Consider the following 18,411-nt stretch of genomic DNA (forward strand, 5'->3'; position numbering starts at 1 on the left):
TGCCCACCGAGATCCACAAGGAGTTCGATCATGAACAGCACACGAGCACGCACAGAGTTCCACCGCACCGGACACGAGCGCCCCGAGTGGCGTTCCCGACGTACCCGCCCCACCGGCGAGGAGCAGGAGCGCCGCGGACCCCGCGGCGGCCGTCACGGTTTCGCCGAGTGGCCCGGCGACGGCGCCACCGGCCGACGCGCCCGGGGCCGGATCCGGCCCGAGGGCCCGCAGGGCGGTCGCGGCGCCGGGCCCGGGCACGGCCACCGGCTGCTGACCGACGGTGTCGACCAGCTCGCCACCGCCGTCGGTCAGATCACCAGGACCGGCACCGCCGAGGACAAGTCCGCGGCTGCCGATGTCCTCGCGGACGCCCGCAGGGCCCTGTACCGGCTGCTGGCCGACAGTGAGTGACGCCCCGTCACCGCAGCGAACCGAACGAACCACCCGAGGGAGCCCGGCACACGCCGGGCTCCCTCCCCGTTTCCCCAGGTAGCCTCGTCAGCGTGCCAGCCTCATCCCTGCATCACGTCGCCGTCCTCGTGCTCGAAGGCGCGAAACCGCTCGATGTCGGTATCCCGGCGCAGGTGTTCTCGACCCGCGCGAGCATGCCGTACGAGGTGCGGGTCTGCGGCGCGGCGCCCGGTCCGGTGACCGGCGGTGACGGTCTGTCGTACCACGTCGCCCACGGCCTGGACACGCTGGCGTGGGCCGACATCGTCTTCGTCCCCGGCTACCGCTTCCCGGACCGGGAGGACCCGCCGCCGGCCGTCCTGGACGCGCTGGTCGCCGCCCACGACCGGGGCGCGCGGCTCGCCGCCATCTCGACCGGCGCCTTCGCGCTCGCCGCGACCGGCCTGCTCGACGGCAAGCGCGCCACCACGCACTGGCACTACACCCGGGCGCTCGCGGCGAAGCGTCCGCTGGTCCGGGTCGACGAGAACGTCCTGTTCGTGGACGAGGGCAGCATGCTGACCTCGGCCGGCGCCGCCTCGGGCATCGACCTGTGCCTGCACATCCTGCGCCGCGACCTCGGGGTTGCCGCGTCGAACCACGCGGCCCGGCGCCTGGTCGCGGCCCCGTACCGCAGCGGCGGCCAGGCGCAGTACGTGCCGCGCAGCGTGCCGGAGCCGCTCGGCGAGCGGTTCGCCGCCACCCGGGAGTGGGCGCTGCACCGGCTGGGCGAGCCGCTCACCCTGGACGTGCTGGCCCGGCACGCGGCGGTGTCGCCGCGCACCTTCTCCCGGCGCTTCGCCGAGGACACCGGCTACACGCCGATGCAGTGGGTCATGCGCGCCCGTATCGACATGGCCCGTGAGCTGCTGGAACGTTCGCAGCGGGGGATCGAGCAGATCGCCGCCGACGTCGGTCTCGGCACCGGCACGAATCTGCGGCTGCACTTCCAGCGCATCCTCGACACCACGCCCAGCGAGTACCGGCGCACCTTCACCCAGGGCACCTGAGCGGCGGCCTCCTGGCGCGATCCTTTCGGACCATGGCGATCCCGCCGCTGTCACCGGCGGATGCCGCGCGAGAACCTGGAGGAGAACCGAACAAAGGGACTCCACTCATGACTCGCATCGCCATCAACGGATTCGGCCGCATCGGACGCAATGTGCTGCGCGCACTGCTCGAGCGCGACAGCGACCTGGAGGTCGTGGCCGTCAACGACCTCACCGAGCCCGCCGCCCTCGCCCGGCTGCTCGCCTACGACACCACGTCGGGCCGGCTCGGCCGCCCGGTCACCGTCGACGGGGACACCCTGGTGGTGGACGGGCGCCGGATCACCGTGCTCGCCGAGCGCGAGCCCGCGCAGCTGCCGTGGGCCAAGCTCGGCGTCGACATCGTGCTCGAGGCGACCGGCCGCTTCACCTCGGCCACGGCCGCCCGCGCCCACCTCGACGCGGGCGCCAGGAAGGTCCTGGTCAGCGCCCCGGCCGACGGCGCCGACGTCACCCTCGCCTTCGGGGTCAACACCGACGCGTACGACCCCGCCGTGCACACCATCGTCTCGAACGCCTCCTGCACCACCAACGCCCTGGCGCCGCTGGCCAAGGTGCTGGACGATCTGGCCGGCATCGAGCACGGCTTCATGACCACGGTGCACGCCTACACCCAGGAGCAGAACCTCCAGGACGGTCCGCACCGCGACCCCCGCCGCGCCCGCGCCGCCGCCGTCAACATCGTGCCGACCACCACCGGCGCCGCCAAGGCGATCGGCCTGGTGCTGCCGCAGCTCGACGGCAAGCTGTCCGGCGACTCGATCCGGGTGCCGGTCCCGGTGGGGTCGATCGTCGAGCTCAACACCACCGTCGCCCGCGACGTGACCCGCGAGGACGTGCTCGCGGCGTACCTGGCCGCGGCGCAGGGTCCGCTGGCCGGGATCCTGGAGTACTCGGACGACCCGCTGGTGTCCTCCGACATCACCGGCAACCCGGCCTCGGCGATCTTCGACTCGGCGCTCACCCGCGTCGACGGCCGCCACGTCAAGGTGGTCGCCTGGTACGACAACGAGTGGGGCTTCTCGAACCGCGTCATCGACACCCTGGAACTCCTCGCCGCCGGCTGACCGGGGCCGGAAACCGTGGCGCCGCGGTCGGCCGAAGGGGCCGACCGCAAGCGCCGCGCCGCCTGCCATCCCGCGGGATTCGGACCGAGCAGCGTAGCGTCCGATGAGTTCTCGATGCGGAAGGAGTCAACAGGGTTATGACTACCCATGTGCTCAGTACACCCGAGGTCGACCTGGTCCACGACATCCTCGGCCCGCTGCCGACTGCCGACGGGTCCCCGCCGCTGGTCATGATCGGCCAGCCGATGGACGCCGCCGGCTTCCGCACCCTGGCCTCGTACTTCCCCGACCGCACCGTGGTCACCTACGACCCGCGCGGCCTGGGCCGCAGCACCCGCAAGGACGGCCGGGTCGACCATGTGCCCGGCGTCCAGGCCGCGGACGTGCACGCCCTGATCGAGGCGCTGGGCGCGGGTCCGGTCGAGATGTTCGCCAGCAGCGGCGGCGCGGTGACCGCGCTCGCCCTGGTGGCGGCCCACCCCGACGATGTGACCACGCTGGTGGCGCACGAGCCGCCGCTCATCCCGGTGGTCCCCGACGCCCCGGCCGCCGAGCGGGCCCGGGCCGGGGTCCGGGACGTGTACGAGGCCAAGGGCTTCGGTGCGGGCATGGCGGCCTTCATCCAGATGACTTCCTGGCGCGGTGAGTACTCCGACGCCTACTTCGCCCAACCCGCGCCGGATCCGGCCGCCTTCGGCCTGCCGGCCGAGGACGACGGCTCCCGCGGCGACCCGGTCCTCTCCGACCGCTCCTGGGCGGTCAGCGGCTACCGGCCCGACGTCGACGCCCTTGCCGCGGCGCGGACCCGGGTGGTGATCGCCGTCGGCGAGGAGTCCCTGGACAGCTTCACCGGACGCGCCTCGGCGGCGACCGCCGAACTGCTGGGGCAGCAGCCGACGGTCTTCCCGAGCCACCACGGCGGCTTCCTCGGGGGCGAACACGGCTACGCCGGGCAGCCGGAGGCCTTCGCGCGCAGGCTGCGCGAGGTCCTCGGCGACACCGGCTGAGGCCGCCCCGCCCGGCGGTCTGACCCTGCGGCCGGCTCCGGCGGTCTGGGTGTCACTCCGGACCGTTCAGCGGCAGCGCGGCGAAGGTGTGGTCCTGCCAGATGCGGCGGGACCGCTCCTCCGGGTAGGCGGTGATCGCCGACCGGCTGTCGAAGCACTGGACCAGCCGTTGCCCGCTGTCGTGGACCGGCCAGCCGGGGTCACCGTGGGCGGCGAAGGAGGTCCATGCGGACCGCATCAGGGCCGACAGCTCCTCCGCCTCCGGGGAGGGCTGCTCCCCGACCAGCAGGGCCGGTTGGCCGCGGTCCAGGTTACCGAAGACCAGCGGTACGTCCAGGCCGTGGCAGGCGCCGAACGCACCGCCCATACCCGGAGCCGGCCAGGTCAGCTCATAAACGAACGCCCGACCGCCGCCGGCCGTCTGGGCCTCGGCGAGGCGCAGCGACGGCATCCGGAACAGCCAGTCGGAGTGGACCAGTTCATACAGCTCGTCCGGGCCGGCCGCCGGGAAGGCGTCGCGGTAGCGGCGCTCGCCGTCCGGGCCGGGGGCGAAGAGTTGCAGGGCGTGCGCCGCCTGCTCCTCGCCCACCTCGCCGAGCAGACCGCTGATGGCGGTGAACAGGCGCTGCTCGTCCCGGGTGTGCCCGACCATCAGGTCGATGCCACGGCCAGCACCCTCGGCCAGGGCCTGCCAGGGTGTGGCGGCCAGCACCTCGCCGTCCACGACGGGCGAGAACAGGATCGACCGGTGCGCGGGCCGGCCCCAGCGTCCCGCCCGCTGGTCCAGTGTGGCGCCGACCGCGTCGGCGGCGGCGGACAGCCGGCCCGGCGTGACGGCCGCCAGGTCGGCCACCGTGGGCCGCAGCCCCAGCTCGGCGGCGCAGGCGGCGCCGATGTCCGCGGCGAGCTCCGGCGAGAAGAACGTTCCCGGCACACTCTGCGCGACCGCCCGGCGGAACAGCCCGGCGGCGCGGTCCATAGCCAGCAGCGCGGCCACCGATCCCCCGCCGGCCGACTCGCCGAATACCGTGACCCGGTCCGGGTCGCCGCCGAAGCCCCGGATGTTGTCGCGCACCCACTCCAGCGCGGCGACCTGGTCGAGCAGGCCCCGGTTGGCCGGAGCACCCTCGATCTGCGCGAAACCCTCCACACCCACCCGGTAGTTGAACGTCACCACGACGACACCGCCGTCCCGCGCGAGCCGGCCGCCGTCGTACTCGGGCAGGCCGGACGTGCCGATCACATAGGCGCCGCCCTGGATCCACACCAGAACCGGCAGCCCCGCGCCCGGATCGGGTTGGGGCGACCAGACATTGACGGTCAGCCAGTCGTCGCCGGCCGCGTCCTGCGCCAGCGCTTCCATGCCGAAGTGGCCGCCCTGCGGGGGCGGCGGTCCGTAGGCGAGGGCCTCCCTGACGCCGCTCCAGCCCCGGGCCGGCCGCGGTGCGGCAAAGCGCAGCGTGCCGACCGGCGGCTCGGCGAACGAGATCCCGCGGAACACCGCCACCCCCGCCTCCAGCACGCCGCGCAGCCGCCCCGCCGTCACCCCGACTTCGGGGCGGGGCCCGGACAGCACGGATTCGGCACCGGTCATCACACCATCCCATCAGCCGGCAGGCGGGAACGCACCCTGCGGATCATTCCCCGCGACCGGCCACCGCGCCAGCGATTTTCAGGCTGCCGCGATCAGTTCCAGGACCGCCTCGACGCCGCCCTCGTGGAAGGCCCGGCGCTGGCGCTCGGCCGGGGAGCCCTCCCTCAGCAGTGCCTCCACGCCCGCGCCCACCCGGTCCAGGTCACCGCTCTCCTTCAGCGCCGGACCGAGCCGGTCCACCAGGCCCGCGACCACGTCCCCGGCCCGGCGCGGACGCCCGTCGCGCGGGTCGATCAGCCGATCGCCGAGCCCGTACCGGGCCGCCTGCCAGTTGCCGGCGGCGACCAGCTCGGGCGGCACCGCGCCCTGCGCGGTGGCCGGTCCCCCGGCCAGGGCGTCCAGGACCAGGGCCCGCACCACCCCGGCCAGTGTCACCGCGTCCTCGACCCGCAACTGCACGTCCAGGGTGCGCACCTCGACGGTCGGATAGCGCTCGGAGAGCCGTGCCTGCCAGTAGATCTGGCCCAGGTCCCGCATCGCGCCCGCGTCCAGCAGGGCCTGGGTACGCGCGGTGTAGTCCAGGTCGTCGGCGAACACCGGGGGCGGTCCGCTCACCGGCCAGCGGTCGAAGACCAGGGTCCGCCAGCTGGCGAAGCCGGTGTCGCCACCGTCCCAGAGCGGCGAGTTCGCTCCCATCGCCACCAGCACCGGAAGCCACGGGCGGATCCGGTTGAGCACGACCACCCCGTCCTCCCGGTCGGCAACGGCGACGTGCACATGCATTCCGTTGATCAGCATCTCGTCGACCACCTGCGGGGCGTCCCCGGCCATCGCGCGGTAGCGGGCCTTGGAGGTCACCGGCACCGGCTCGGGCCCGCGCAGCGGCGCGGCCCCGGTGGCCGCCAGCCGGCAGCCGGTCGCAGCGGCGGCCCGGGCCACCGATCCGCGCAGCCTGAGCAGGTGTTCGGCCACCTCGTCCAGGGTCTCGCAGACCGGCGTCGCGATCTCGACCTGGGCCTGCAGCAGTTCCGGCTCGACCTCGTCCGGTCCCAGCGCGGGCATCAGGTCCGCAGCCTCCCGCACCCGCCGGCTCTCGGGCGCCGGCAGCCCGCTTCCGGGGTCGAGCAGCAGGTATTCCTCTTCGACTCCGAGTGTGGTCATGAACCGCCCCTACCCCGCCGACCAGCCGCTATGCCCAGCTGAGCGGCTCAGCGGACGTCCGAGCCGGGATTGGCCTCGTCCCAGGCGCGGCGGGAGTCGGCGATGCGGTCGCGGTGGTCGGCGGACCATTCGGCGAGCGCCTTGACCATATGGGTGAAGCTGTTGCCGAGGTCGGTCAGCCGGTACTCCACCTGCGGCGGGACGGTGGGATGAACCGTGCGGGCGACCAGTCCGTCCCGCTCCAGGCGGCGCACGGTGAGGGTGAGCATCCGCTGCGAGATCCCCGGCAGCGCCCGCTGCAACTGCCGGAACCGCCGTACCCCGGGCGTGAGTTCGACGATGACCAGGACGGACCACTTGTCGCCGATCCGGTCCAGCACCTCTCTGATGCCGCAGTCCTCCTCGGCGTAGGAGGAGACCGGCAGGACGGTTACCGCCGTGTGCCCGACTGACATGGAAGTGCCTCCTTATGGGGGGCGGTCGCGGTGCGGAGGATGAAGCGAGACAGCTGAAGCAACAACCGAGCAACAACCTGGGAGCGTCAAATGATCCTGGTCACCGGAGCGTCCGGAGCCCTCGGCGGGCTGATCCACGCCAACCTCGCCGCCGCGGGGGCCGAGGTCCTCGCGGGCACCCACAGCCCCGGGCCCGGCAGTGGGCGGCGGCGCACCGACTTCGACGATCCGCGGTCCCTGGCCGAGGGGTTCGCCGGAGCCGAGGTCGTGGTGCTGGTCTCGGCGGGATACGCCGAGGACGATGTCGTGCTGGCCCGGCACCGGGCGGCGATCGACGCCGCGGTCCGGGCCGGGGTGCGGCACGTCGTCTACACCAGCCTGGCCGGCTCGGGCGACCCGCTCACCATCGCCCTCCCCCACCGCTGGACCGAGGTAGCCCTCGCCGACGCCCCGTTGGACGTCACCGTGCTGCGCAACGGCCTGTACGCGGAGGTGCCCACCGCGCTGGGCCTGGCCACCGCCTCGGCCGCCGTCGCCACCGGCGTGTTCCGGGCCCCCTGGGGCAGCGGAACCGTCCCGGTGGTCTCCCGGGAGGACCTCGCGGAGGTGGCGGCCACCGTCGCCCGGGAGGTCCAGGAGTCCATCACCGCGGGGCAGCAGAGCCGGCACACCGGGCGGACCTATGAACTCGACGGCACCGGAACCGCAGGCGGCGAGGACCTGGCCGCCGCCCTGACCGAGGTGCTGGGCACCCAGGTCCGCTACCGGACCGCGCCGCTCGGGGAGACCTGGGCGACGCTGGCCGAGGCCGGGCTCGCCCCGTACCAGGTGTCCCACGCCGTGTCGTTCTTCTCCAACCTCAACGCCGGAACCCTCGCCGCGCGGCCCAGCGACCTGCCCGCACTGCTCGGCCGCCAACCCCGCCCGGCCTTCGAACTCCTGGTCGACGCCGTGCGGGCGGGCCTCAGGCAGAGCAGCCCAACGTGACCGCACGGCGCACGTCGCCGACGTAGGCCGCGGGCTGCTCCCACGCCGCGAAGTGGCCGCCGGCGGGGTGTTCCACATACGCGCGGATGTCCAGGAACACTTCGGCGTAGCTGCGCGGCTCCGGCTTGGTGTCGCGCGGGAACACCGACAGCACGGTCGGCGTGTCGATCCGGTCGGGGAGGGTGGCCGGTTCGGCGTAGGTGGCGAACGAGGTGCCGATCGTGCCGGTGACCCAGTAGGCGGTGACCCAGGTGAGCAGTTCGTCCGGGGTGAAGGCCGCCTCGTCGGACCAGGACTCCAGCTTCTCGACGATCCACGCCGCGAGGCCGGCGGGTGAGTCGCCGAGGGCGACGGCGAGGGTGTTCGGCCGCGTCGACTGCTCCGCGATGTAGCCGCCCTCGATCCGGAACCACTGCGCCGACCGGCGGAGGTGGTCCGCCGCGTCGGGGGCGAGCTTCGCCGGATCCGCGGTGAGCGCGTGCAGCGGGGCGGTGTTGGTGAGGTGCAGGGCGGCCACCCGGTCCGGGTGTTCGGCGGCGAGGATCTCCGCGACGGTGCCGCCCACGTCGCCGCCGGACAGCGTGTACCGCGCGTACCCGAGTTCGGCCAGGGCGTCCGCGAGGATCCCGGCGATCCGGTTGGCCGACATCCCGGGCTCGGTGAGCGGGGCCGCGAACGGGAAGCCCGGCAGCGCCGGAACGACCACGTGCAGGTCCGTGAGCAGGGGCAGCACGCGCTCGAACCGCAGCACCGAGTCCGGCCAGCCGTGCAGCAGCACGACCACCGGAGCGCCGGGGTCCGCGGACCGCTGGTGGATCACCCTCAGGTCGGTGCCGCCCGCCGGCACCGTCACCCAGGGCAGCGCCCCGATCCGGCGCTCGTGCACGGCCCAGTCGTACCCGTCGGCCCAGCGTTCGAGCAGGGCGTCCAGGCGGGCGCCGCCGATGCCGCGGGTCTTGTCGTCGCTCCACGGGGTCGTGACCCGACGCGTCCGGTGGAGCCGTTCCCGTATCTGACTGTCCATGTATATCAGCGTACACATGGACGTGTATGCTCGTACACATGAATTCCCGCAATGCCGCCGCCACCCGGCAGCGGATCCTGGAGCAGGCACAGGGCCAGTTCGCCCAGCAGGGGTACGCGGCCACCACGGTCAAGGGCGTGGCCGACGCGGCCGGGGTGTCGCCCAACCTGATCACCCGCTATTTCGGTGGCAAGGACGGCCTCTTCCTGGCGGCGACCCGGGTGGAGATCCCGGTCTCCGACTCCTTCGACGGCGACCGCTCCACGCTGGGTCCGCGCCTCGCGGCGAGCATCGTCACGCGCTGGTTCGGCGCGCCCGGGGAGGACCCGCTGCTGGTGCTGCAGCGCGCCTCCGGCGAACGCCCGGAGGCGGCGGAGGCGCTGGCCGCCTTCCTCGACACCAACTCGCTGGAGCCGCTGCACCGTTACCTGCGCGACAGCGGCCTGGACGACGCGGAGGCGCGCGACCGCGCCGCGGCGATCGACGCCTTTGTGCTCGGCGTCTCCACCCGCCGCCGGGTCCTGCGCTCCGAACTCGGCGACCCCGGCGCCCTCCGGAGCTGGCTCAGCACCACCATCCAACGCCTCGTCGACGGGTGACAGCCGGAGGCGCGCTCCCGTCGGCGTCGGTCGGTCACGGGCGGCGGCTCGCGTCGAGCCATTCCGCGTCGTTCCACCGCACGGGTGTGGCACCGACCGGCTGGAGGCGGAGGTCCGGGTCGTTGCTGTGGACCAGGCAGATCACCCGGTTCCCCACCGTCAGGGCGCGCCGGGCCTGGTCGGCGATGATGTCCAGGACGATCTGCGCCGTGCGCGGGCTGGCCTCGGCGAACCTGTCGTAGTCGGTGAAGGCCGTCACCAGGCCACGCCCGACCTCGGCCTCCTGATAGCCCTCGTAGCAGCGCACCTCGCCGAAGCAGTCGTTGAACGCGTCGAGGTTGTGCCCGTAGTAGTCGGGGAAGCCGAAGGCGGCTGCCAGGTCGCGGTGCATGTCCTCGTCCGTGGCCCACTCGGCCGCGCTCAGCGTCACCACCCGGTAGCCGCCGGCCCTGAGCCGTGCCGACTCCTCCTCCAGCAGGTGACGCCGCCAGTAGAGGGTGACAAAGGTGTTGAGCATCAGGCGGAGGCCGGGATCGCCCGGCCCGCTCCGGGCGGCCGTGCCGCCCGCCTCCGGCCCGACCTCGTTCCTGTAGTGGTCGAGGAGCGTGAAGAACTCCTCGACCGGGGTGGAGCCCGCAGGCGTAACCCGTGCGATCTCGACCGCCCAGTCGAGCGGACCATGCCCGCCGTACCGCCGCCCGAGCCAGGCGCTGAAGGGACCGGACGGCCAGAAGTCGAACGGCTCGTCCACGGAGTGCACGCCCAGCGCCACCTGATAGCCGATCAGCATCGCCTGCAACTGCTCCAGGGAGCCGCCCGGCACCCACACACCGGGCCGGAGCCGCACCTGCTCCAGGAAGTCGTACACATCAGCGCACTGGTCCCAGTGGTGCGGTCCGGCCCCGTGCTCGGTTGACATGGCATCAGCCTACGAGAGCGCTCCGGCGCGGCGGGCTCAGATGTGCACGGCCGGGCCGGACTCCGTCTCGCCGCGCCTGGTGAACAGGCCGACCGCGCCGGCCAGCAGCGCCACCACGGCCGCGACCGTGAAGGCCAGGGACATGCCGCTGAGGAAGGAGCTGTGGGCGACCTGGGTCATCGCCTGCGCGGCAGCCGCGGGCGTGCCCTTGGGCACGGGCGCCACGCCGACCTGCACCGCCTGCTTGAGACCCGGGTAGTTCTGCGGGGCGATGGCGGGCAGCTTGGCGGCGGCCCACTTGCCGGGCAGCACGCTGTCCACCTTGGCCGCCATCACTGCGCCCAGCACCGCGGTGCCGAGCGTGCCGCCGACCTGCATGGCGGACTGCTGGAGGCCGCCGGCCACTCCGGCCAGCTCCACCGGGGCGTTGCCCACGATCACCTCGGTCGCGCCGACGATGACCGGGCTGAGCCCGAGGCCCAGCAGCACGAACCACAGCGACAGCAGCCCGGTGCTGGTGTCGGTGTGCAGGGCGGACATTCCGAACATCGCCACCGCGGTGCACACCATGCCCCCGACGATGGGGACGCGCGGGCCGATCCGGCCGATCAGCAGGCCCGCGATCGGCGAGCCGACGATCAGCATCGCGGTCATCGGCAGCAGGTGCACACCGGCGGAGACCGGCGACATGCCCCGGACGTTCTGCAGGTAGAAGGTGACGAAGAAGAGGGCGCCGAAGAACCCGAACATCATCAGGATCATCAGCACGGTGCCCGCCGAGAGCGACACCGAGCGGAACAGGCTGAGCGGCAGCAGCGGATGCGCCGACCTGGTCTGCCAGTAGGTGAATGCCGCGGCGATCAGCACCGCACCGCCCAGGAAGGCGAGGGTGCGGGCGTCTCCCCAGCCCCAGGCCGGGGCCTTGATGATGCCGAACACCAGCGCGAACATCGCGACGGAGAGCAGCACGATGCCGGGGATGTCGAAGGACTGCCCGCTCTTCTCCGGGCGGGTGTCGCGCAGGATCCACAGGCCCAGGCCGAGGGTGACCAGGCCGACCGGGACGTTGACGAAGAAGACCGACTGCCAGCTGATGTGCTGGACCAGCAGCCCGCCGACGATCGGCCCCGCGGCGGTGGACACGCCGATCGCGCCGCCCCAGATCCCGATGGCCATGTTGAGCTTGTCGGACGGGAAGGTCGCCCGCAGCAACCCCAGCGCGGCGGGCTGCAGCAGCGCCCCGAACAGGCCCTGGAGCACCCGGAAGGCGATGACCAGTTCGATGCTGCTGGAGAAGCCGATCGCCGCCGAGGCCGCGGCGAAGCCGACCGCGCCGACCAGGAAGGTGGTCCGGTGCCCGAACCGGTCGCCGATCTTTCCGGCGGTGATCAGGAAGACCGCGAGTGCCAGCAGATAGCCGTTGGTCACCCACTGGATGCTGGCGAGGGAGGCGTGCAGATGGGTCTGGATGGCGGGGTTGGCGATGGCCACGATGGTGCCGTCCAGCGCGACCATCATCACGCCGACCGCGACGGTCAGCAGCGTCAGCCAGGGGTGGCCGCGCAGTCCGCGGCGGCCGTCGGGCCCGTCAGGCCCCTCGGGTATCGCGTCCGCCTGGGTCTCGGAGGCCTCAACTACGCGCTCGCTCATGCTGCCTGACTTCCTGTCGGTGCGGTCCGCCGATCGGTGCTGCACGGCGCCGCGGTGCGGCACCGCGGTAGCGCAGCCACATTATGGCAGCTACTGACACTTGGCAAAGCCTGACTTATGCGTGTTAATGACATGTGTCAGCCAGGTATAGTCACGAGAAACCCGGGTAGTCGGAGGTGTCACCCCTTGGCCCAGCAGTTTGCGACCCCCGCGGACCGCCGCGCCGGGCCGGCGGCCGGACTGCGCCAGCGCAAGAAGCAGCGCACCCGGGACGAACTCCTCGGCGCCGCCCAGCAGCTCTTCCTGCGCCAGGGCTACGCCCGCACCACGGTGGACGAGATCACCGCGGTCGTGGACGTCTCGCAGCGCACCTTCTTCCGCTACTTCGCCAACAAGGAGCAGGTGGCGCTGGCCCTCATGGCCAACGGCGCGGACGACCTGATCGAGTTCCTGCGGGCCCGGCCCAGCGAGGAGAACCCGCTCCAGGCGCTGCGCGCCGCCACCCGGGAGACCTGGCGCAGCCGGGTCGTCCCCGGCCAGGAACCGGCCTCCGCCAACGCCGCACTGGAGATCTTCCACCTGGTCGAGAGCACCCCGACGCTGCTCGCCGCCCATCTGCACCGGCTCGCCGAGCAGGAGTTGCTGATCGCCGCGGTGCTCGCCGAGCGCGAGGGCATCGACCCGGCGAGCGACCTGCGGCCGAGGCTGCTCGCCGCGGTCTTCGGCGCGGTCGCGCGGAGCGCCCAGCGCCAGTGGACCGCCACGGCCGGCGGCGTCGGCGCCGACGGTGCCGCCGACGCCCAGAATGCGGGCGCCGACGGCTTCCTACCGATACTGGAATGCCACTTGGACCAGCTCGGTCCCGCCCTCACCGCCAATTGGCGCTGACCGGGCCCGGTTCAGGCCGGCTCAGGCAGGGGCCGGGAGTTCGTCGTACTCCACCACCTGGCGCACCTCGACCTCGACCTCCTCGAACAGGTCGGCATAGCGCCGGGCGAACTCGACGGCCTCCGTCCGGTCCTTGAAGTTCAGCAGCGCGAACCCGCCGATGACCTCCTTGGCCTCGGTGAACGGCCCATCGGTCCAGCTGGTCGCCCCGCCGCGGGCCTTGCGGACCAGCGCGCCCTTCTCGGACGGGTGAACGCCCTCGGCCGTGATCAGGATGCCCTTCTCGACCGAGTCCTGGATGAACGCCCCCATCTTCTCCATGAACTCCTGGCTGGGGTTCCAGGCCTCAGGGGCGCTCTCGTCGAGCCGGTGCATCATCAGAAACCGCATAGCTGCTCCCTAGTCTGTCCGAGGGCCGGGGTCCGACAGGTACCGGACGATGACCGCCCCTCACCTATGCGTCGAACGGCGGCACGCTGGTTCGACACTCTCCGCGAAATTATTTCTCCCAGCATCGCAGCGGTCGCGCACCTCCGCCGCCTGCCTGGTCAGCGGCCTGCCGCGGCCGGGGCCATGGGCCCGTCCAGGGCTGCCCACTGCAGCAGCAGGATGGTCTTGCCGTCGGCGATGCGTCCGTCGCGGGTCATCGCGAGGGCCTCGTCGAAGGGCAGTTCCAGCACCTCGATGTCCTCGCCGTCCTGCTCCAGTCCGCCGCCGGGTCCGGTCAGGTCGGCCGGGGTGTAGGGGGCCGCGAAGAAGTGCAGCCGCTCGGTGACCGAGCCGGGGCTCATATAGGCGTCCAGGACGTGGGTGAGCGGGCCGAGCTCGACGCCGAGTTCCTCGGCGCTCTCGCGCCGGACGGCGGTGGGCGGATCGTCCGCGTCCAGCAGGCCGGCGGCGGCCTCGACCAGCCAGCCGTCGGGGTGGTCGTTGACATAGGCCGGGTAGCGGAACTGGCGGGTGAGCAGCACCCGGCGGCGTTCGGCGTCGTAGGGCAGGACGACGGCGCCGTTGCCGCGGTCGTAGGTCTCGCGCTGCTGGGTGGTCCAACGTCCGTCGCGGCGGCGGTAGTCGAAGGTGGTACGGCGCAGCACGTGCCAGCCCTGGGAGGTCAGCTCGACGTCGCGGACCACGACGTCCGGGTTGCGGTCCAGGCCGCGTCCGGCCCGGTCCAGGCCGGTACGGCCGCGGTGGTCGGGGGTTTCGACGCCGGGGCGGGGGTTCACGGGCTTGTCGTTCATGAGGCGCTACGATACATGCAGAAACGTGCAAGAACAGGAGAGAGTACGGATGCTGGCTGCTGAACGGCGTGACCACCTGCTGGGCCTGCTCACCCGCGAGGGCAAGATCGTCGCCAAGAAGGTCGCCGCCGGACTGGGGATCTCCGAGGACAGCGTGCGGCGCGACCTGCGCGACCTGGCGGCCGAAGGGCTGTGCCAGCGGGTCTACGGCGGGGCGCTCCCGGTCTCACCGGCCACCGCGGACTACACCGCCCGGCAGACCGTGGCCCCAGACGGAAAACGGAAGGTCGCCGCGCTGGCGGCGGGGCTGGTACGGCCGGGCGGCGCGCTGATCCTGGACGGCGGCACCACCGCGCTCGCCGTCGCCCGCGCGCTCCCGCAGGACCTCGCCTGCACCGTGATCACCCACAGCCCGACCATCGCAGCGGCCCTGCTCGACCATCCGCAGGCGGAGCTCTTCCTGCTCGGCGGCCGGATCTTCAAGCACTCCGCGGTCGCCTGCGGCGCGGCAGCGGTCGAGGCCGCGCAGAACATCTCCGCCGACCTCTGCCTGCTCGGCGTCACCGGCGTGCACCCCCAGGCCGGACTGACCACCGGCGACGCCGAGGAGGCCGCGATGAAACGCGCCCTGGCCGCACGCGCGGCCGACACCTACATCCTCGCCTCCTCCGAGAAGATCGGCACCGCGTCGCGCTACCGCGTCCTGCCCTGGGAGGAGATCAGCGGCCTCATCACCGACGCCGCCCCCCACGACCCGGTCGTGGAGCAACTCAAGGTGCTCGGCGTGGAGATCCTGCCCGCTGGCTAACGCCCGCGGACCTCGCCGCTCACGGCCGAAAGAGGCTCCAGGGAACCGGGCCCCGGTGCAGGACGTGCGGGACATCGCCCCAGGGCAGCGCCGGCTCATCCGGTCCGAGGGTGCGCAGGCGGGCCAACGCGCGGTCGGTCACCTGGGAGACCGCACGCAAGGTCGCGGTGGTGAGCGGCAGGTAGTCGTCCTCGTCACCCGGATCCGCGGACCGCGCACCGCGCGTCAGGCGCATCAGTCGGACACAGCAACGCCCCGGGTCCAGCCGGGAGGCGTCCAGCGTCCACATCGGGGCCGCCGCCACCGGCCGGCCCGCGATCCGCATCGCCTCGAACAGCAGCGTGGAGTCGATCGGGGAGAAGAAGACAACGTCCGCCCAGGCGCAGTCCAGCGGGAGCACGCGCTCGCGCAGGCGGTGCTCACGGCCCCGGTATCTGGCGAGGTGACGCACATACAGATCCGGGTAGCGCTGCTCCAGCGCGGACAGCGGCAGCAGCGCCTCACCGCGGGGATCCTTGACCGCGGTGTGGAAGAGGGAGCCCTGAGCACGCCGAGGGGCACAGGAGTCGGGGTCGGGGTCGGTCCGAGCGGGTTCTGTGGACATAAAAAAAGCGTCACGCCGTTTCTCCAAACGACTGACGCCCTCAGTTAATTATACCACGATCCGACGCTCCATCAGAACACCCCTAGTCGCCGGAGAAGCCCCAGAAGGCTATCGCCGCGGTGGCGCCGTCGCCCTCCTTCAGCGGCTTGCACCAGGCCGACCACCGCGGCATCTCCCACAGCGCCTCCGAGCCCCGCCGCCGTGCCCTGTAGTCCTCCTGGGCTCGTTCGAAATCGGCCCGGGTCGGCTCCGCGGTTCCGAACATCTCGACGGATTCGCGGTCCGACAGCAGGCGCACGGTGTGGTCGTCGTCGTAGCCCTCGGTGTCGATCACTTCCCACACATCGACGATCGTGTGTGTTCCTTCGCTGCCGAAGATCTCGTCCTGCCACAGCTCGCCGAGGTCGTCGACCGAGGTGAACGGCCTTTCCGGAGGCTGGAGTTCGTCCCAGGTGGTTCCGTGGACGAAGAGCCTCTCGAACTCCCGCTGCCGCACGGCGGCCAAGGCCGCCGCGATGTCCCCCGCGTACGGCTCGATGTAGTCCCACGCTGACGCGCCCACGGCGACCCCCGCCCTTCCCCGGCCTGCTCCGGTCTCTCCAGTGACGGTCCGGACGCTACCTCCCGGGTCTGACAGTCCAGAAGGACGTCGCCGAGTCCAGGACCGCTCTCGCGCGGCCTGTCACGTTTCGGGCCGCGGTCCTGTCTCCCAGGGGAACCGCATCCCAGCGCGGGTGCCCGTCGTCATCGTCCCCACAGAATCGGAGAACTCGTGTTCGCCGCCTACCTCACGGTCACCATCCTCGGCGTGGTCTTCAACGGGGCCGCCGCCGTCACCTACCTGATCGGCCATGAATACCCCAAGACCCAGGCGGACATGAAGGGCATCCACCGGAAGTGGGTGCCGGTGCTGGGCTCACTGCTGGCGGCGGGGACCGCCGGACTGCTGGCCGGGCCGGCCGTGCCGATCCTGGGGACCCTCGCCGCCTGCGGCCTGGTGCTGTACTTCATCGGCGCGATCATCGCCCACCTGCGGGTGGGCTCCCGCGACATCGTGGGCGGGATCGTGTTCCTCGCCACCGCGATCGCCGCCCTGGTCCTGGGCCTGCTGCAGCACGGCCCGGTGTAGCCCGCCGCCCCGTGCGAGCGGGTCAGCGCAAGCGCAGGCCGGCGATGAGCACTTCGACCATGCGGGGAGCGTTGTAGCGGGGGTCCCTGTTCGCACCGATGCAGAGGTTGCCGACACCGTGCATCAGCTCGAGCGCGGTGATGTCGGAGCGGATCTGCCCCGCCCCGGCGGCGGCGTCGAGGAGTTCTCCGCACACGGGCACCAGCCGGTCGAGGAAGTAGTCGTGCAGGGTCGCGAAAGCGGCGTCGTCCGACTGCAACGCCTCGGCCAGTCCGTGCTTGGTGACCAGGAAGTCGACGAACAGGTCGATCCACCGCACCAGGGCGGTGTGCGGTGAGCCGCCGGCGGCCAGCAGGGCCGGGCCGGCCTCGGCGCACGCCTCCACCTGGTGCCGGTAGACGGCGACGACGAGATCGGCCCGGGTCGGGAAGTGGCGGTAGATGGTGGCGATGCCGACCCCCGCCTTGGCGGCGATGTCACGCACCGGCGCGTCGACGCCGGAGGCGACAAATGCCGCGGTGGCTGCCTCCAGCAGCGTCTGCTCATTGCGCCGGGCGTCGGCCCGCTTCCGTGGGGTCGACGGGTCTGATCCGCCGTTGGACTCGGCCACTGCGCAGGTTCCTCCATCATTCGACTTGCTAAACGGAACAAGGATCCGTATGTTGGTAACGGAACCGCGCTCCGCTTGTCCATGATGCCAGACCGGGCATCACCTGGCCAAGCGCCACGCACCCCTGCGCGCACACATGTGCCCGCCACCTGCTCGCACCATCTGTCGAGGAGCACCCATGCACCACCACGATGAAGTCATCGGCGCGCCCGTCCCCGTCGTCTCGGTACGCCCGGTCACCCTCTCCGCCGCCCCGGGTCGCGGCGATGGCCTGCACGTGCGGGTCTCCGCCCCGGTGACCGGCGAGGCCCTGCCCGTCATCGTCTTCTCGCACGGCTTCGGCCAGTCGCTGGACGCCTACGCCCCGCTGGTCGACTTCTGGGCCGCCCACGGCTTCGCGGTCGTCCAGCCCACCCACCTCGACTCACGGACGCTGAACGTCACGCCCGACGATCCCCGCTACCCGGAGATCTGGCGCTCCCGCGTCGAGGATCTGACCCGCGTCCTGGACCAGTTGGACCTCGTCGAGGCCGCGCTTCCCGGTCTGGCGGGCCGCCTGGACCACAGCCGTATCGCCGCCGCGGGGCATTCCTGGGGCGCCCAGTCGGTGAGCATGCTGCTGGGCGCGCGGGTCCTCGACGCCGAGGGCGCCGAGGGGGCCGAGGGCACCGAGGGGGCTGCGGGGGCCGCGGCCATCGGGGGAACGGACCTGTCCGACCCGCGGGTCAAGGCCGGCGTGCTGCTGGCCGTGCCGGGCACCGGCGGTGCTGACCTGACGCCGTTCGCCGCCGAGCACTTCTCCTTCATGAACCCGGGCTTCGCACAGCTGACCACGCCCACCCTGGTGGTCGCCGGCGACAAGGACCAGTCCGCGCTGAGCGTCCGGGGGCCGGAGTGGTTCACGGATGCCTACACCCTCAGCCCGGGCCCCAAGAGCCTGCTCACTCTCTTCGGGGCGGAGCACTCCCTCGGCGGGATCTCCGGGTACACCTCCACCGAGACGACGGACGAGAGCCCCGAACGGGTCGCCCTGATCCAGCAGTTGAGCACCGCCTACCTGCGCACCGCGCTCGGCGTCGACCCGTCGAGCTTCGCGGCCGTCAGCGCCGCGACAGCGCGGAGCGCCGGAGCGATAGGCCGCCTGGACTCCAAGGAGTGAGCCCGCTCCT

Annotated in this window: 21 protein-coding genes; 10 read left to right on the forward strand and 11 right to left on the reverse strand. The window is 72.3% G+C overall.

Features of this window, described 5'->3' with window-relative positions:
* Positions 1–30: 30 nt before the first annotated feature.
* The 4 genes from ACEZDG_RS05925 (at position 31) to ACEZDG_RS05940 (ending at position 3,573) form a co-directional block, all read left to right on the forward strand.
* Positions 31–411 carry a hypothetical protein gene (locus tag ACEZDG_RS05925; protein WP_380503345.1) on the forward strand — a complete coding sequence of 127 codons (381 nt, stop codon included), beginning with the start codon at positions 31–33 and terminating at the stop codon, positions 409–411.
* 92 nt (positions 412–503) lie between these two features.
* Positions 504–1,460, forward strand: a complete 957-nt coding sequence (locus tag ACEZDG_RS05930) for a GlxA family transcriptional regulator (RefSeq protein WP_380503348.1) — start codon at positions 504–506, stop codon at positions 1,458–1,460.
* 107 nt (positions 1,461–1,567) lie between these two features.
* Positions 1,568–2,566, forward strand: a complete 999-nt coding sequence (gap, locus tag ACEZDG_RS05935; RefSeq protein WP_380503351.1) for a type I glyceraldehyde-3-phosphate dehydrogenase — start codon at positions 1,568–1,570, stop codon at positions 2,564–2,566.
* Positions 2,567–2,703: 137 nt separating this feature from the next.
* Positions 2,704–3,573 carry an alpha/beta fold hydrolase gene (locus tag ACEZDG_RS05940; RefSeq protein WP_380503354.1) on the forward strand — a complete coding sequence of 290 codons (870 nt, stop codon included), beginning with the start codon at positions 2,704–2,706 and terminating at the stop codon, positions 3,571–3,573.
* A gap of 52 nt (positions 3,574–3,625) precedes the next feature.
* Here ACEZDG_RS05940 and ACEZDG_RS05945 read toward each other — a convergent pair whose 3' ends face one another.
* From ACEZDG_RS05945 to ACEZDG_RS05955, 3 genes are all read right to left on the reverse strand, one after another.
* On the reverse strand, positions 3,626–5,167 hold the full coding sequence (locus ACEZDG_RS05945; RefSeq protein WP_380503357.1) for a carboxylesterase/lipase family protein: 1,542 nt from the start codon (positions 5,165–5,167) through the stop codon (positions 3,626–3,628).
* Positions 5,168–5,245: 78 nt separating this feature from the next.
* Positions 5,246–6,328, reverse strand: a complete 1,083-nt coding sequence (locus ACEZDG_RS05950) for a carboxylate-amine ligase (protein ID WP_380503359.1) — start codon at positions 6,326–6,328, stop codon at positions 5,246–5,248.
* 47 nt (positions 6,329–6,375) lie between these two features.
* Positions 6,376–6,783 (reverse strand): winged helix-turn-helix transcriptional regulator, encoded by a 408-nt coding sequence (locus tag ACEZDG_RS05955; protein ID WP_380503362.1) that lies wholly within the window; start codon positions 6,781–6,783, stop codon positions 6,376–6,378.
* Positions 6,784–6,873: 90 nt separating this feature from the next.
* Here ACEZDG_RS05955 and ACEZDG_RS05960 point away from each other — a divergent pair, with 90 nt between their 5' ends.
* On the forward strand, positions 6,874–7,770 hold the full coding sequence (locus ACEZDG_RS05960; RefSeq protein WP_380503365.1) for an NmrA family NAD(P)-binding protein: 897 nt from the start codon (positions 6,874–6,876) through the stop codon (positions 7,768–7,770).
* Here the strand turns inward: ACEZDG_RS05960 and ACEZDG_RS05965 are convergent.
* On the reverse strand, positions 7,748–8,794 hold the full coding sequence (locus ACEZDG_RS05965) for an epoxide hydrolase family protein (protein WP_380503368.1): 1,047 nt from the start codon (positions 8,792–8,794) through the stop codon (positions 7,748–7,750). The two genes, ACEZDG_RS05960 and ACEZDG_RS05965, sit on opposite strands and share 23 nt — an antisense overlap.
* A 38-nt stretch (positions 8,795–8,832) precedes the next feature.
* Between ACEZDG_RS05965 and ACEZDG_RS05970 the strand changes: the two genes are divergently transcribed.
* Positions 8,833–9,393, forward strand: coding sequence for a TetR/AcrR family transcriptional regulator (locus ACEZDG_RS05970; protein WP_380503371.1), 561 nt, complete (start codon positions 8,833–8,835; stop codon positions 9,391–9,393).
* A 34-nt stretch (positions 9,394–9,427) separates the two neighbouring features.
* Here ACEZDG_RS05970 and ACEZDG_RS05975 read toward each other — a convergent pair whose 3' ends face one another.
* Together ACEZDG_RS05975 and ACEZDG_RS05980 are read right to left on the reverse strand one after the other, a co-directional pair.
* On the reverse strand, positions 9,428–10,312 hold the full coding sequence (locus ACEZDG_RS05975; protein ID WP_380503374.1) for a barstar family protein: 885 nt from the start codon (positions 10,310–10,312) through the stop codon (positions 9,428–9,430).
* A gap of 36 nt (positions 10,313–10,348) precedes the next feature.
* Positions 10,349–11,962 (reverse strand): MFS transporter, encoded by a 1,614-nt coding sequence (locus tag ACEZDG_RS05980; protein WP_380503377.1) that lies wholly within the window; start codon positions 11,960–11,962, stop codon positions 10,349–10,351.
* Between the two features lie 186 nt (positions 11,963–12,148).
* Here ACEZDG_RS05980 and ACEZDG_RS05985 point away from each other — a divergent pair, with 186 nt between their 5' ends.
* Positions 12,149–12,850, forward strand: a complete 702-nt coding sequence (locus tag ACEZDG_RS05985; RefSeq protein WP_380503380.1) for a TetR family transcriptional regulator — start codon at positions 12,149–12,151, stop codon at positions 12,848–12,850.
* Between the two features lie 21 nt (positions 12,851–12,871).
* On the opposite strand, the gene ACEZDG_RS05990 is transcribed toward ACEZDG_RS05985, so the two are convergent.
* Complete coding sequence (locus tag ACEZDG_RS05990) at positions 12,872–13,240, reverse strand: YciI family protein (protein WP_380503383.1); 369 nt, start codon at positions 13,238–13,240, stop codon at positions 12,872–12,874.
* A gap of 158 nt (positions 13,241–13,398) precedes the next feature.
* Positions 13,399–14,091, reverse strand: coding sequence for an NUDIX domain-containing protein (locus ACEZDG_RS05995; RefSeq protein ID WP_380503386.1), 693 nt, complete (start codon positions 14,089–14,091; stop codon positions 13,399–13,401).
* Between the two features lie 49 nt (positions 14,092–14,140).
* Between ACEZDG_RS05995 and ACEZDG_RS06000 the strand changes: the two genes are divergently transcribed.
* Positions 14,141–14,899, forward strand: a complete 759-nt coding sequence (locus ACEZDG_RS06000) for a DeoR/GlpR family DNA-binding transcription regulator (RefSeq protein WP_380503389.1) — start codon at positions 14,141–14,143, stop codon at positions 14,897–14,899.
* A gap of 19 nt (positions 14,900–14,918) precedes the next feature.
* Here the strand turns inward: ACEZDG_RS06000 and ACEZDG_RS06005 are convergent, their stop codons facing one another.
* Both ACEZDG_RS06005 and ACEZDG_RS06010 read right to left on the reverse strand, forming a co-directional pair.
* On the reverse strand, positions 14,919–15,503 hold the full coding sequence (locus ACEZDG_RS06005; protein WP_380503392.1) for a hypothetical protein: 585 nt from the start codon (positions 15,501–15,503) through the stop codon (positions 14,919–14,921).
* Between the two features lie 82 nt (positions 15,504–15,585).
* A complete protein-coding gene (locus ACEZDG_RS06010; RefSeq protein ID WP_380503394.1) occupies positions 15,586–16,065 on the reverse strand; it encodes a hypothetical protein in 480 nt (159 codons plus the stop codon).
* A 210-nt stretch (positions 16,066–16,275) separates the two neighbouring features.
* On the opposite strand from ACEZDG_RS06010, the gene ACEZDG_RS06015 reads away from it, so the two are divergent.
* Positions 16,276–16,632, forward strand: coding sequence for a DoxX family protein (locus ACEZDG_RS06015; protein WP_380503396.1), 357 nt, complete (start codon positions 16,276–16,278; stop codon positions 16,630–16,632).
* 22 nt (positions 16,633–16,654) lie between these two features.
* Here ACEZDG_RS06015 and ACEZDG_RS06020 read toward each other — a convergent pair whose 3' ends face one another.
* Complete coding sequence (locus ACEZDG_RS06020; protein ID WP_380503399.1) at positions 16,655–17,242, reverse strand: TetR/AcrR family transcriptional regulator; 588 nt, start codon at positions 17,240–17,242, stop codon at positions 16,655–16,657.
* A 178-nt stretch (positions 17,243–17,420) separates the two neighbouring features.
* Here ACEZDG_RS06020 and ACEZDG_RS06025 point away from each other — a divergent pair, with 178 nt between their 5' ends.
* The gene (locus ACEZDG_RS06025; RefSeq protein WP_380503402.1) at positions 17,421–18,401 is read left to right on the forward strand and encodes an alpha/beta hydrolase family protein; all 981 of its coding nucleotides are present in this window, start codon (positions 17,421–17,423) and stop codon (positions 18,399–18,401) included.
* Positions 18,402–18,411 lie beyond the last annotated feature (10 nt).

Origin of the sequence: Streptacidiphilus alkalitolerans (assembly GCF_042511045.1) — a bacterium.
Taxonomy (GTDB): Bacteria; Actinomycetota; Actinomycetes; order Streptomycetales; family Streptomycetaceae; genus Streptacidiphilus; species Streptacidiphilus alkalitolerans.

Coding starts and splice junctions, on each gene's coding strand:
- ACEZDG_RS05925 (WP_380503345.1), top strand. CDS start 31: ATGAACAGCACACGAGCACGCACAGAGTTCCACCGCACCGGACACGAG.
- gap (WP_380503351.1), top strand. CDS start 1,568: ATGACTCGCATCGCCATCAACGGATTCGGCCGCATCGGACGCAATGTG.
- ACEZDG_RS05940 (WP_380503354.1), top strand. CDS start 2,704: ATGACTACCCATGTGCTCAGTACACCCGAGGTCGACCTGGTCCACGAC.
- ACEZDG_RS05945 (WP_380503357.1), bottom strand. CDS start 5,167: ATGACCGGTGCCGAATCCGTGCTGTCCGGGCCCCGCCCCGAAGTCGGG.
- ACEZDG_RS05950 (WP_380503359.1), bottom strand. CDS start 6,328: ATGACCACACTCGGAGTCGAAGAGGAATACCTGCTGCTCGACCCCGGA.
- ACEZDG_RS05955 (WP_380503362.1), bottom strand. CDS start 6,783: ATGTCAGTCGGGCACACGGCGGTAACCGTCCTGCCGGTCTCCTCCTAC.
- ACEZDG_RS05960 (WP_380503365.1), top strand. CDS start 6,874: ATGATCCTGGTCACCGGAGCGTCCGGAGCCCTCGGCGGGCTGATCCAC.
- ACEZDG_RS05965 (WP_380503368.1), bottom strand. CDS start 8,794: ATGGACAGTCAGATACGGGAACGGCTCCACCGGACGCGTCGGGTCACG.
- ACEZDG_RS05970 (WP_380503371.1), top strand. CDS start 8,833: ATGAATTCCCGCAATGCCGCCGCCACCCGGCAGCGGATCCTGGAGCAG.
- ACEZDG_RS05975 (WP_380503374.1), bottom strand. CDS start 10,312: ATGTCAACCGAGCACGGGGCCGGACCGCACCACTGGGACCAGTGCGCT.
- ACEZDG_RS05980 (WP_380503377.1), bottom strand. CDS start 11,962: ATGAGCGAGCGCGTAGTTGAGGCCTCCGAGACCCAGGCGGACGCGATA.
- ACEZDG_RS05990 (WP_380503383.1), bottom strand. CDS start 13,240: ATGCGGTTTCTGATGATGCACCGGCTCGACGAGAGCGCCCCTGAGGCC.
- ACEZDG_RS05995 (WP_380503386.1), bottom strand. CDS start 14,091: ATGAACGACAAGCCCGTGAACCCCCGCCCCGGCGTCGAAACCCCCGAC.
- ACEZDG_RS06000 (WP_380503389.1), top strand. CDS start 14,141: ATGCTGGCTGCTGAACGGCGTGACCACCTGCTGGGCCTGCTCACCCGC.
- ACEZDG_RS06005 (WP_380503392.1), bottom strand. CDS start 15,503: ATGTCCACAGAACCCGCTCGGACCGACCCCGACCCCGACTCCTGTGCC.
- ACEZDG_RS06025 (WP_380503402.1), top strand. CDS start 17,421: ATGCACCACCACGATGAAGTCATCGGCGCGCCCGTCCCCGTCGTCTCG.